Source organism: Paenibacillus sp. HJGM_3 (assembly GCF_045062745.1).
In the GTDB taxonomy this organism is placed as follows: domain Bacteria; phylum Bacillota; class Bacilli; order Paenibacillales; family NBRC-103111; genus Paenibacillus_AA.
Map to the genome: position 1 here is coordinate 209,864 of NZ_JBJGED010000001.1, position 13,355 is coordinate 223,218.

A 13,355-nucleotide genomic window follows, 5' to 3' on the forward strand; every position below is an offset into this window, starting at 1 on the left:
ACGTTTATAATGTGGAAGACCCGCCCATGTGTAATTCAGCTAGAAAAGGAGCACACCATTCGAAGGAGGAGAATTGAATTGGGTAAAAAAGCAGTAGGAATTATGCTTATGCTGATTCTCGTATTCGCCGCAATACCCGTTTACGCCTCAGATATTTTGGCGGACAATTACAGCTTCGAATCCAATCTGACGGGTTGGACTCCGCGTTTTGACGTCGACAAGGAGAAGCACGAGCAAAAGGCGCTGGAGAAAGACTGTACCGGTCAGATCACCGCTTCGAACGAACAGGCGTACACGGGCACGCATAGCGCCAAGCTAGCCGGCAGCCCGAAATGTCATAACCTCGGACTTGAAAGCGCATCCAAGCCAATTCAACAGGGCGAAACGATGATCGCCTACATACGGGCTTACATGGAAGGTCGTGAGGCCCAGCTGCAGTTACGATTCTATGATGCTGCAGGCGAGCTGCTCCATACCGAGGCGACTACCTCAGAATCGCCGGATAATCAATGGACGACGCTGAAAGTGAAAGCGGATGCCCCTGCGAATACAGCTTCCTATACGGCGATGCTATACAGCGAACATTCCAATAAAGGTACCGTTTATTTCGACGACCTCCTGCTGACCACTACGCTGACCGATCTCGGAGTGCAGATTACGAATTCTACAATCCATTCCGCGACGTTCGGTAAAGACGAGAAAGGCAACGAATCCGTCTTTGTCGTCGTCGACGGCGTCGTTGGCGACGCTTCTATCCCTGCCAAGATCGTGGCTGTCGATTTGACAACCGGCAAGACGATGCATCAAGCTGCGTTGGTTGGCGCATCCGGCGGATGGGCTGCAACTACAGCCTCTGACGGGACCGTCTACGTAGGCTCCTATTCGAACGGTCATTTGTACCAGTACAAGCCGGGTTCGGACGCAGCTGTCGACCTAGGTCAAGCGGTTGCCGGAGAAGCCTACGTGTGGGACCTCGCTGCCGGCGACAACGGTTCCGTGTATGGCGGCACCTCGAACAATGCGGCTGTTTTCAAATACGAACCAGGCAAAGGGATTAGCAAGATCGGCGACAATCCGGTCGTTCCAAAAGAAGCCTACGTTCGAAGCATCGGTTATGATCCGGTTCATAAGGATATTTATGCGGGGATCGGCTCCCATGCAGCGCTGATCCGCATCAACGAAACGACCGGTGAGAAAGTGGACCTGCTCCCGCAAGCTTACAAGAGCGAGTCGTTCACTTATAACATCGACATACGCGGCAGTAAAATGTTCGTCCGTGTGCTGAGAACCTATAAGACCCTTGTCTATGATCTTAATGATCGGGGAGCTTCCGGACCCGAAGCGGTAATTGATCTGGTTCATTCCATAGGTATAACCCCCGTTCGCGACAACAAGATCTACTATGTGGCTAACAACAAAATTTACAGCTATGACCTAACGGCCAAAACTACTGCAGAGATTGGCGTCAATATTCCGGCTACTCCGCAAAGAATGAGCATCGCCAAATTGTCCGACCAGGTCAACTGGCCGGGTGACACGCTGGTTGCAGCATTGAACTCGTCGAAGTCGCCGAGATTGTTCAAGTATAACTTCCAAACCGGCAAAACTTCCTATGAAGATATCCTTGTAAGTGGCGTTCCGAACCTCATCCGCAGTCTGCTTGACGGCCCGGACGGCAAAATCTATACGACCGGTTATCTCGTTGGCGGTGCCGGTGTGTACACCCCTCTCCGCAGCGATCTGTCGTATGAATATAACGGGGTTGGACAATCGGAGAACATGACCAAACTTGGAACAGACATTTATTTCGGCGTGTATCCCGGGGCCCGCATCTCAAGGTTCGACACGACGCAACCGCTTGGTCCGAACAACCCGCCGCAGCAAGTATTCGAGCTTGGATCCTCGCAGCAAGACCGGCCATTCGGAATGGCTACGGGAGAAGGCAAATTGTTCGTCGGCACTCAACCCGACTATGGCAAACTGGAGGGTGCGTTCACCGTCTACGATCCAGTTACCGCAAGCAAAACCGTTTACAAGAATATCGTACCGAACCAAAGTATCATTGCACTTGCCTACAAGGATAAGATCGTCTACGGCGGATCGACCGTATGGGGCGGTGCCGGCATCGACCCGGTTACTTCCGATCCGAAGATGTTTAAATTCCATACCGATACGGGGCAAACCGAGCTCGTGGATCTTCCGGTAAGCGGATTGAAAGCGATCACGGATTTACAAGTAGGGCCGGACGGCAACATCTGGGGCTTCGCCGAAGGCTATTTCTTCCTCTATAACACAGAGACGTCCACGTTCGATACGTTCGACCACACGTTCCCGGATGTGGTCTATCCGCCAGCGGTCGCGCAATCCGGCGTTAACCGCGACGCGAAGATGATGATCGGACAAGGCGGACATATGTACGGCACGATCCATGGCCGTTTGTTCAAGATCGATAAGGACTCCCACCAAGTTACCGTCCTGTTGGAAAATGCGGGGTCGTATTTGGCGAAGGATGAATTCGGCAACCTGTATTTTACGAACAATTCGCGATTGCTGCGATACGCATTCTGAGAAAAAACAATTTTCCGATTTAACAAAAGACGCTGCCGCCATCTTCACAAGATGACGCAGCGTCTTTTTGCTATGTGAAGACGTCGGCACTTAGGTAACCTCCGTACACATAGTAAGATGAATCACGATCGCCGTTCACCTGTTGTATATGCCGGAAGCTGCAGCAGCTCGGCCAGATCGACGATGCGTATTTGTTTGCTCTGAAGATCCTCTATCATTCGCGGCAGTGCATTCGCCGTTTCGATACAGCCGGGGCTAGAGTGCATCAGTATAATTTCCCCGTTACGGACGTAAGTGGCAACGTTCCAGCGGATGTGCTCTTCCTCCTTTTGCGACCAGTCGAGTGTATCAAGTGACCACAAGACGGTGGTCAGGCCCTCCTTATACGCCGTACGGATGACGTTTTCGTTGGCATCTCCGAACGGAGGACGGAACATCGCCGGCTCTTTGCCGATAATCTTTCGAATGATCGTTTGCGTTTGCCGGAAATTAAGCTCGAGGTCGGGCATGGCCAGCGTAGTCAGACGATCGTGATTATAACTGTGGCCAAAAACCAGGTGACCGGCTTCATCTACCGCCTTCACCACTTCTGGGTACTGCTCCATTTTGCTGCCGACAAAGAAAAAGTTGCCTTTGGCCCCGTATCGGCTTAACGTTTCCGCGATCATCGGAGTAATCCGCTCATCGGGACCGTCGTCGAAAGTCAAAGCGACCCGCCGCTCATCCGGACCGTTTAAGTATACAAGTCGTTCATGCCGACGCGCGAGTTCGACCGCCCTCTCGCGCCAACCGATCAGCTTTTCCCTCGCTGCGTCCGACATCGTTTCGGAAGTTCCCTCTATATGTAAAATGTAACTTTGATTCATTCCAGTACCTCCGATCTAGAAATATTCCTTCCTCCACTATAACCGAAATACCAAATCGAGATAAGCTCACCGCCCTCACGTTAAGCGATCCAATTTATGATAAATATTAACGTTTAATTTCGCTCCAATTATTTGTTCAACGATCGTTCTCCGTCCCTCTCTCCTTAAATATCAAAAAAGCCTATCTCCTACAAAGAGGCGACAGGCTTTTCCTTCGCAGTACCACTCTTCTTAGCCCGTGCCTAACATAGAACGAGCTACCCTAATACTTGCTTGTCCTGAGCATATCAAGGTTGATTCTCATATGTCTCTTAAAGAACTTCTCAAAATAGAAGGTTGATTTTCCAGATGTTTGTATGCCAATAAAAATCACACAGTTGTTCTTTGTCTCGGTACGCTTTAGGGGCCGGGTGATAGATCAAGATGCGTTCAACCTGGTACCTATAATGGTTAAATTAAAACAGCCAAAAGGACTTCTTGCAAACATTTTTCCGCTTAACATTTACGATTTCGTTTACGCCAGCTTTCCCTAGTTTGTCAAACAAGGAGTCAGCTCCATGCTGCAATTTATACTCCATTTCCTCGGTATACAGCGGAATCAGACTAAAGAAATGAACCTCTTTATCATCAGGCATCGTTAACGTGAAGAACTCCTTGGCATGGCTGGCTATTGTGGGGAGACCCAGCATCATGCCCGAAAAGCGCGTGTTGGAGGCAAAGGGCTGAGCAGGATCGCCATTAGGAATCGTATGCGCATAGTACAACCACGAATTATACTCATGGGGTAATCTGGCTAATTTCTTCAACCAATGGATGGGCCAATAATGCTCTTCCTGCTGGAAGGCTTGTTCGGATATCATCCAGTCACTGGGTACACATAACAAGAGCTCTGCAAATCGGAGTTTCTCTGCTCCAGGAGGCACCGTCATCGGCAGATCGCTCATGCCGCATGTAATGAACGTGTAATAATTCCGCGTGGGCGATGGATGGACGGCCAGAACATCCAGATGGATCAGATCGGACACGACTTCGTGAAAGACTCTATCAATTTTTCCAATGTATTTCTCCACATGGCTGCTGATTCTTTCAATGTTCTCTTCGTTTCCACTAGCAAATTGAAAATCCGATTTTCTCTCCTCATGACGATAAATCGGCTGCCCTGATTTTGAAAGCTCTGAACTCATTCGGATCACCTATCAACTATTTACTACCATTTTAACCCATATATGATCTCGCGTAAATCACAGTTTATCTGTCACGGTATCGTGCCCGTTGCTTATGGATATCCCGAGACATTATCGAGAAGTCATTGGGGTTAAAATTTCTCAACTTCCATCAAGCTCATTTAGTTCGTTTTTTTAATGAAACATAATTTTGCCAACTTTTCATTATAAAATTCAAGACAATCATTTGCTTTGGTGAAAAACAAATCATGTTCATGGCATATTAACTCTTGATTGTTGCAATATATTTTCCCATTCCGAGGATATACAGCTAGCAAGGTCTTGATAATTTTCAGTAAGATGGTTTATTTTCTCTTAACAGCAAACCGCCCCCGGTTCCATACCTAAGTCCTTCCTTTGCTATTTAGATCTGGGCATTTTTAGAGCATATCGTAATAGTAATTGTCAGTTGAAATGCGGGATATAACAAGATGGATTTTATATTGACTGACTGTTCAGTCTATTGATATAATGGGGATGAAAGCGATGATTTTGCCATTTGGAGGAGGAGATTTCCATGGATCTTTTTTACGAAATTCAGGGAGATGGCTCGCCGATCGTAATGATTCACAGCCCCGGCGTCGATTCGAGAGAGTGGAAATATGTCGCGCCGATTTTGGCACTATCGAACAAAGTCATTACCTTCGACGGCCGGGGGACCGGACGCTCGCCTGCTCCGCAAGAACCGACCAGCCTTGTGAACGATTTGCGCAAGCTGCTCGAACATGTGGGTATCGATCGAGCCACACTAGTCGGCCATTCCATGGGCGGGCAGGCGGCGACGGATTTTACGCTATCGCATCCCTCGATGGTTGAGCGGCTTGTATTGATTGCGCCTTCGTTAACGGGCTTCCCCTTTTCCAAGGAATTTACCGATTGGATGACGTCCGTTAATGCGGCCGCTCCCGATATCGCGAAACTGGTGGAATTGTCCTTGTCCGGGCCGAATTATCGCCTCACGATGGCTGGCCTGCACCGGGATTTCCTGCGTGAAATGGCTGAACTCTATATGACCCGAGTGTTTACCGAATGGCGAAGCTTCGAACTCCGTTGGCCCGAACCGCCGGCGATGGAAAGATTGGAGGAGATCGCCGTGAAGACGCTGTTCGTTCATGGTACAATCGAATGGCCGGATATATTTAAGATCGCCGAGCAATTCAAGCGGGTCCCTTCGATCCGATTTATAGAAATCGAGGGGGCGGATCACATGCTGACTTTAACCCACGCGGTAGAGCTCGCCGAACATATCCGGAAATTTGTTCAGGGAGAACTCGACTATGCCTCGAACCCGGGAAGAAAATGAACGAATTCGTCAAGCCGCCAAGGAAAATATTCGCACGTCGGCGATGGAGATTTTTATCGAACGAGGGTACCACGACGCTTCGATCGACGATGTAGCGAAACAGGCCGGCGTCTCCAAAGGCTTGATGTACAATTATTACAAAGGAAAAGAAGAGCTTCTTGCGGAGATGGTACAATTCCGGATCGACGAAATTAGCCGAGTGATGGAGGCGGCTTCCGCACTCGATACGCCGTCCGATCAACTGAAACATATTGTCGAAGGCGCTCTCGATAACGTCAAGAAGCGTCCTCAGGTGTATCGTTTTTATCTGCATTTGCAAACCCAGCCGGAAGAAGACAAGGTGCTGTCCAAATACAGTCAAATGCTCAACGAGGCGATGGCCAAGCAATTCGAAGTGCAGTGCGGGATGTTCGCCGGACTTGGGGCCGCAGACGAGCAATTAAGGTCGCTATACTTCTCCTCAACGCTTCATGGAGCCATGCTGATGATATCCACTTACCCTGACGGTTACCCGGTCGACGAAATAAAAGAGCAGATCATCCAACAATTTTGTACTTGATCGTTATGTTAGGCCCGGGCATTCCGCAGTCGACAAAATGTACAGACATATGACTCCAATATAAAACTAGCGGGCAGCCTTGGACTGGAAAATTAAGTCCTAGACTGCCGCTGGATTATTGAACTAACTTCTCCGTTAGTTCAACCATTATGTGTGAACTGCTTCCATTCCAATCCTCCGGTCTCCCCTATTCCTTTCTCTTTTGACTAACTCTTAGGGAATCAGCTAGTAAAAAGCCATCCTTTGCGGGATGGCCTGCCCTATCAAATCTAAACAACTATACTCAATAACTCACCGAATTCCTTAAAGTAACAATATTTTCCTGAAGAAACGTTTGATTTTTTTCAATTCCTCTGTTTTTACACCAAACAATTGCGCTGAAAGCATCGTAAATATCATAAAATGGCAGCACTCTTTCCAGAGCCAACATAGGTCGAATCGATTGATAACCTTCCATGAACGGTAGCTTTGTTCTCGGATTCACTTCCCAAAAATATCGATTGACTTTTGTAAAATCTATTTCCGACGATCCGCCACGGGCACTCTCGAAATCAATAATGCCGGCAACCTCGTTACCATTCACCAATATATTACCTGGTCTAAAATCCATGTGAACAATGCATGGTCCGTCAGGATCCGGTAAAGCAGAGAAAACTCCATCGAAGTGAAGGATACATCTTTCATACAGCTCTGAATCAAGAATCTCTTTGCAAGGCTCTTTCCACTTTTCAAAATTACCTTTGATATGTAGTCTCCAATTATTTTGGTCAACAATCTTAAATCCATCAGTCACATGGTAACCGTAACCTGGAGTTTTAACCTCATGAAGCATCGCATGAAACACGCCAATTTGAAAAGCTAGTTTCTCATCAATGTCTCCTGTACACGGCATACCTTGAATTGCTGAAAGAATCAATGCTCCAGTCGTACTTTCATCCCCGTACCAAATGTCCAATACCTTAGGAACAGGTATTATACCCTTTAATGTTTCAAGCATCTGAAATTCACGATACAGTTTATCCTTGTTAAATGGAATTTTTGCAAAAACGTTTTCTCCACTGGCAAGAGTAAGTTTGTATACATCAGAACTAAATGACTCTGGAACATCTTCAACATTCAAGACGTTCAGCTTTAACTTTTCAATAACGTTTAGAATGGAACTCATAAACTATCTCCTCGTTTTGGGTTGCAAACGATAATCCCGATTAAAAACCTCTGACTGCAAATCTACCTCAATGGTCCACCAATACAAAAACGATAACCATCAGGATCATAAACCAGGAATTCTCTCATTCCGTAAGATTGATTTGTCGGTTCGGCGTCTAGGATTGCTCCTCTTGTCTTTAATTCACCAAAAACGGAATCTACATCGTCAACCCAGATGTATGTCTCCATATACCCATTTACAGTATGGTTGGGCCGAATCAAATCTTTATCCGCAGCTTGTTTGATTAAGAAACTTACTCCATCTCGTTCCACAAACTGACCTTCCATTTTGAAGCCAAGCCGATCACGGTAATATTCTTGGGATTTACCCACATCAGATACTATCAAGCATTGGGACGCCTTTTTCCATTCCAAAACAAGTACCACCTTTTCCCCATGATTTATCTAGTGTTCGACTTAACCGAATGTATTCTACAGTTATTGGAAGTATCCTGCCTGTTCACTTCAACGGAAAACGGCAGCCGATCGTGCTCCGGCTGCCGTCATGTCTGGCAATACTGCTCCTTATTTAACAATCGTTCCCCCGTAAGCGTAGCCATAGAGACCGCCGGCTAAATAGGAACGAAACGCAGCTCCTCTCCCTCCGAGGTGGCCGCGGTTATTTCGCCGCCTGACAGCACCTCGCTCTCGACGCCGTTGCGATAGACCCGCACCGATTCGTTCGGCCATGGGTTAAACAGCGTGAGACAACGTCCCTTCCGGCTGAGCACCTTCACCTCCTGCACAACATCGCCGGCAATTCGGCTCGAGACAAGGAACCCGCCATACGCCATAAGATCGCCAAAAGCCGCGTCGGCAGCACTTAACCAATTCGGGAAAACGTGCAGCTTATGCTGATGGGATTGAACGAACATTTCCGTCAGCAAGGCCGGTACAGCGTTGAAATTTTCGATGCCGCCGCCATTCAGCGAGTAAACCATGTTCGGATACGTGAACTTGGCGATCAGTTGTTCCAAATGCTGCAAAATATCAGCCGGATCATGGCCCACCCTTGCCGCAGACGGATAGAAAAAGCAGATCATATTGTCGTCTTCCCATTTCGCTTGCTGTTTCACCGTTTCTTGGGCTATCTCGAGCAATGCGGGATCGCTTAGCAAGCCGATTTGGCTGCCCGGGTACATCAATGCCATCTCCGGAATCGCGCAGGGAGTGCTCCAGACAGAGAAGTCTTCATCCGGCAAATATTCCCGGGTCCATTCCTCCGATGTACCCGACTCTTGATTGCGGAACACGGTCCGCCCATTGCGAACAAAGGTAGGATAGTCGCTAAGATGATCCAGCCTGTTCTGCCAAATCGCCCGTTGCGCCTCATCTGTCCCCAGTTCAATGCTCATCTCGATCAACGCTTGGAAGAGCAGCCTGACGAAGCCTAAGGACGTTAACGGATTCGTTTGCGGCCCGATTTTATTCGGTCCTTCGTGCACGTAATCGTCATCGATCACATAACGTCTGCCATCCCATCGAAGGTAGCTGATCCAGAAATCGGCCACCTTTTTCAAAAACGGCTCATACACATCCTTCGCATAGTCCAAGTCACTCGTGTAATAGTAACGCAAAATCATGGGGATCGCCGCGAACACTGCATTCGATTTCTGCATCATGAAGCAGTCGCGGTCAAGATGATCGAGCCCCGTCCAATTGTAGCTGCTAAAAAAGGGGCCGCGGGGCAGCAAGCCGATATACGCTTCATAATAAACGCCGGCGTGGCCAATTTTGGCTGCGTTGGCTTCCGCTGTCGGCACCCAATCCATAATAACCTTCTCATAATTTGCCGCCAGTTCGATATGATTGGTCGGAATCGTGCAAAAATAAGGGGCCTGGTAGTTATAATTAAGCGGAGGGGTGCCGCCCCATGCCGGGTCCTTGATAAGCCAATTCCCGTACAAGCCGGGCGCCATCTCCCCTTCCCTCATACAGCTTGCCAGCAAATAGAGCGAGCCGTAGTATTGTTTTTCAATGCTTTTATTGGGGATTTCGACAAATGATTGGCTCCAAAAGCTTTCCCACCAAGCTTCGTGCGAGCGCAGCTTGGCCTCGATATCCAGCTCCGTGATGCCATTCACCTGATCTAGCGCAACCGCCTTGAACGCCGGATCGTCAGCCTGGCTCATGATGCAAGTAACTAGCGAATAGACGCCTCCGGGCAGCATCGTCCATTGCAGGGTGCCGCCGCTAACCGTCCCAGTCGTTCCGACGATACGGGCAGCCATACGAACTCGACAGGTTTCAGTTCCTTCGAACAGATCTTCGTGATCGGCTCGAACGTCCTGGTACAGGATGTGTCCGATCGACGCTTGTATCGCCCCGTAGTTGTTTTGCAGCCCCGGCCTCAGCTGCACCATCGCTTGCTGGGCCGTCTGTCCCGTATACGTGAACGTAACGATGCATAAGTTCCGGGAACTGTCCGTCGCCTGCACCCAGCTCGTCATCCTAATCGTATTGCCGTCCAAGGTGAACGTGCCGTTCACCTTCCCTACGGCTATCTCTTGCTCCACATGATGCGATGCGCCAGCCATGCCGGGAATGCGCAGCTCAATGGCCGCCATCGCTTTCGGTCTTCCTTCCTCCAATGAAATAAACTCGTTTTTGCCTGCCACAAAAGTAAAGGCGTCGATGGTCCCTAAGACGATGATCCCCACATCTCCATTGCCCAACAGCGGTGCATCCGAGAAACGATTTGTGTCGTTGATGGCCGGGGGCAACTCCCAGATTCCCTTATGCTGCCGGACAATGCGGATTGTATCATTTGCTGACATGATGTGACCTCCCCACGTTTTGCAATAAAACCCCAAGCCCCTCCGGCCTGCGGTTTTTCGCTTTCCATCCGTGTCAGTTACACCGTAAATTGATGGCGGCCGGGACCCACTATATGCTCCACCCGGGCAAACGATGCCGTTCCGTCAGGCAGCGCGACGACCGCCGTCGTTTTCGCCGGAATTTCGATGTCGAAGTGGAGACGGTCTCCTTCCTTTCGCCATGCGGAGACGATCCGCCCTTTCGCCGTATCGACACAGGCTTCCACCCACTCCAACCCGTTCGGCACGTAGGGCCGGATGCCGATCTTGGCATAGCCGGGGGCCAGCGGTTGAATGCCGCCCAGCCGCGTATAGAAGGAAGTACCAATACCCCCGAACATCGCGTGGTCGTGGGAGTGCATGCCGCCCTTGAAGCTCCACTGTTCCCACAAGGTTGTCGCTCCTTGCCCGATTTGCCAGCCGAAGCTCGGATAATCTTCCCGGGTCAGCAGAGTATAGGCCAGGTTGATATGCCCGTGATCGGCCAGGACGTCCAGTAAATAGCGAGTACCGTAAATGCCCGTGTCCAGATGGTTATCTTTGGCGGTGATAGCGGCGACCAAGCTGCTTACGGCTTGCATCACGTTATCTTCGGGCACGATGCCAAAAGCGAGTGGCATCACTTGCGCGGTTTGCGAGCCGCTGCCATACACCCCTCCGCCTTGATGGAAGCGCGCGTGGAAAGCGCGTTTGATCGCCGCCGCCAGCGCCGCGTAATGTCGGCGGTCCTCCGCCTGTCCCAGGACGCCGGCCGCCTCGGAGACCACCGCAGCTTGCCGGTAATACAAGGCTGTATTCACAATGGCGACTTCGCGAAAATAATTTTCCCATCCGTCCTCGTTCGGCGCGCACCAGTCCCCGAAGCCTTCCTCCACGATGCCGCCCGGCCACTTGGCCAGCAAATGGTCGATGTACGATTTCATCGACTCGTAGTTGTCTTGCAGCACTTCCGTGTCCCCGTAATACCAATATAAATACCACGGGAGCGTCACCTTGTCCCCGCTCCAGTCCGGATTGCCCAGACTGTCCGCGATGTCGCCCAGCCATTTCCGATAGTAGAGGCGCATATCGAAGTTGTGGATGGCCGCTTCCTCGACGGTCGCCGAATCCATCAAGCAAGGTGTCCGCTCGTCGCGCTGGCAGCAGTCGGTCGGGATGCTGACTAGGTTGTTCAAGAGCGACCAGCGGATGTTGCGCTGAATGCGGTTGAGCATCGCATCCGAGCTGGCGAAGCGGCCGATCTCCCGTACGTCTGCGTGAATCGGCACCGCCCACATCTCGATTGGCTCGAGTCCGCCACTCACCTCCACGTACTGGAAGCCGTGGTACGTGAAGCGCGGCTCGTAATTCTCGACCCCGCGGCCGGTCAGAATATAGACATCCGTTGCGTTTGCACGCCGATTCGTCCACGGATCGATGTTTCCCGTCGCATCGATCAACTCGCTGTACTTTAGCGTTAGCTTACTGCCCGCCGCCCCCTCGACCCGCACATCTACCCAGCCGGCGATGTTCTGGCCGAAGTCGTACACGAGGACGCCGTCGCGCGGGCGAAGGATGCGTACCGGCTCAAGCGGATCGAACTTCCTCACGGGAGGTTGCGCATTCGGCTGCAGCTCTCCTTCCGGAGGAACGGCGGCAATCGCAGGCAACCAGCCTTCGCCTTGGAAATCGTAGGTATCCCAGCCAAGCTGCTCCCTCCGGCCATCGAACGTCTCCCCATCGTAGATGTCGTTCGTCATAATCGGGCTATCGGTTGTCAGCCACGATTCGTCCGTTATGATTTGCTGCGAGGTGCCGTCGGCCAACTCGATGTCAAGCTGGAGGATCGCCGCTTTATCCCGCTTCCATTTCCAGCCCCACCGGGAGTAATTAAGATTATAGCCGTTCCCTAGCCACAGCCCGATGGCGTTGCCCCCGAGCACCAGTGCGCTCGTCACGTCGTACGTATCGTATAGCATTATGCGGTCGTACGGCGTGTTGGCCGGAGCGAGCACGCGGTTGTCGACTTTGCGGCCGTTGATGCGCAGCTCGTACCAGCCGGCGGCATAGACGTGTGCGACCGCCTTGACGACGCCGGCAGGTATCGTAAACGTGCGGCGAAACAAGGGGCTGTCCACGGATACCGGCGACTCGCATACGGATACGGTGTTCTCGTCGAGCCGAAGGCCGATGCCGGGCGAATTGGCGCTGCTTGCGGTGAACTGAATGGCGGTCGGTTCATAGAACCGATTCACATATAAGGAGCGGCCGTCTTCGGCATATACACGCAACTCTTGATATACGGCGGTTTGTCCCGCATCGGTCTTGAAGCCTACCGTTCCGGGCCGGAGCTCGATGTCGCTGGCCGTCAACGCTTGCCGCCCGTTCAGGTAAACGCGCACCGTATCGGCGCTCTGCACGATCGCCACGGCGACATTCGCGGGCTGCCCTTCGAGCTCCGGCGCCGGCGCCTTCCCCCATTCCCGGCGGACGCCGCCTTCGACCGCATAAAGCGAAACCGTACGCTCTTCCGCATCCAGCGCACAGCCGATGTAATCGCTCTCATCCCGGACGCCGAAGAGGACGTTTGCGCCGCGGGTTTCCACGGTGATCTTAACTTCGACACTGTACCGACTCCAGCTTTTGTGATGCGTGGTCGGCTTCGTGATCCACTGCGCCTTCCATCCACCGAAGCCCGCATTTTCCGTATTTAACGACAAGGCAGTGATCCCTCCTGAACGTTCCGTTTCGATAGAGATGTAAATATAGGCCCTATAAAAAATATTATAGTTGCTTGCCATTCGGTATCATATCGCGTGATTTTTACATTATGTT

At 51.0% G+C, this 13,355-nt stretch carries 9 protein-coding genes; 3 read left to right on the forward strand and 6 right to left on the reverse strand.

Going from position 1 to position 13,355, the window contains the following annotated elements; all coding sequences use genetic code 11:
- Positions 1-78 precede the first annotated feature (78 nt).
- On the forward strand, positions 79-2,568 hold the full coding sequence (locus ACI5FR_RS00905) for a PQQ-binding-like beta-propeller repeat protein (protein WP_405449056.1): 2,490 nt from the start codon (positions 79-81) through the stop codon (positions 2,566-2,568).
- A gap of 122 nt (positions 2,569-2,690) precedes the next feature.
- Here the strand turns inward: ACI5FR_RS00905 and ACI5FR_RS00910 are convergent, their stop codons facing one another.
- The gene (locus ACI5FR_RS00910) at positions 2,691-3,434 is read right to left on the reverse strand and encodes a polysaccharide deacetylase family protein (protein WP_405449059.1); all 744 of its coding nucleotides are present in this window, start codon (positions 3,432-3,434) and stop codon (positions 2,691-2,693) included.
- 455 nt (positions 3,435-3,889) lie between these two features.
- A complete protein-coding gene (locus ACI5FR_RS00920) occupies positions 3,890-4,618 on the reverse strand; it encodes a suppressor of fused domain protein (RefSeq protein WP_405449062.1) in 729 nt (242 codons plus the stop codon).
- Positions 4,619-5,174: 556 nt separating this feature from the next.
- Between ACI5FR_RS00920 and ACI5FR_RS00925 the strand changes: the two genes are divergently transcribed.
- Positions 5,175-5,960 carry an alpha/beta fold hydrolase gene (locus ACI5FR_RS00925; RefSeq protein ID WP_405449064.1) on the forward strand — a complete coding sequence of 262 codons (786 nt, stop codon included), beginning with the start codon at positions 5,175-5,177 and terminating at the stop codon, positions 5,958-5,960.
- Positions 5,935-6,519, forward strand: coding sequence for a TetR/AcrR family transcriptional regulator (locus ACI5FR_RS00930; protein ID WP_405449067.1), 585 nt, complete (start codon positions 5,935-5,937; stop codon positions 6,517-6,519). The genes ACI5FR_RS00925 and ACI5FR_RS00930 overlap by 26 nt, the downstream gene beginning before the upstream one ends.
- A 283-nt stretch (positions 6,520-6,802) precedes the next feature.
- On the opposite strand, the gene ACI5FR_RS00935 is transcribed toward ACI5FR_RS00930, so the two are convergent.
- The 4 genes from ACI5FR_RS00935 to ACI5FR_RS00950 all read right to left on the reverse strand — a co-directional run bounded on the left by ACI5FR_RS00935 (position 6,803) and on the right by ACI5FR_RS00950 (position 13,240).
- The gene (locus ACI5FR_RS00935) at positions 6,803-7,684 is read right to left on the reverse strand and encodes a phosphotransferase family protein (RefSeq protein WP_405449070.1); all 882 of its coding nucleotides are present in this window, start codon (positions 7,682-7,684) and stop codon (positions 6,803-6,805) included.
- 62 nt (positions 7,685-7,746) lie between these two features.
- Positions 7,747-8,100, reverse strand: a complete 354-nt coding sequence (locus ACI5FR_RS00940; RefSeq protein WP_405449071.1) for a VOC family protein — start codon at positions 8,098-8,100, stop codon at positions 7,747-7,749.
- 197 nt (positions 8,101-8,297) lie between these two features.
- Positions 8,298-10,502, reverse strand: coding sequence for a glycosyl hydrolase family 95 catalytic domain-containing protein (locus ACI5FR_RS00945; RefSeq protein WP_405449074.1), 2,205 nt, complete (start codon positions 10,500-10,502; stop codon positions 8,298-8,300).
- 77 nt (positions 10,503-10,579) lie between these two features.
- Positions 10,580-13,240, reverse strand: coding sequence for a family 78 glycoside hydrolase catalytic domain (locus ACI5FR_RS00950; protein WP_405449077.1), 2,661 nt, complete (start codon positions 13,238-13,240; stop codon positions 10,580-10,582).
- Positions 13,241-13,355: the final 115 nt, after the last annotated feature.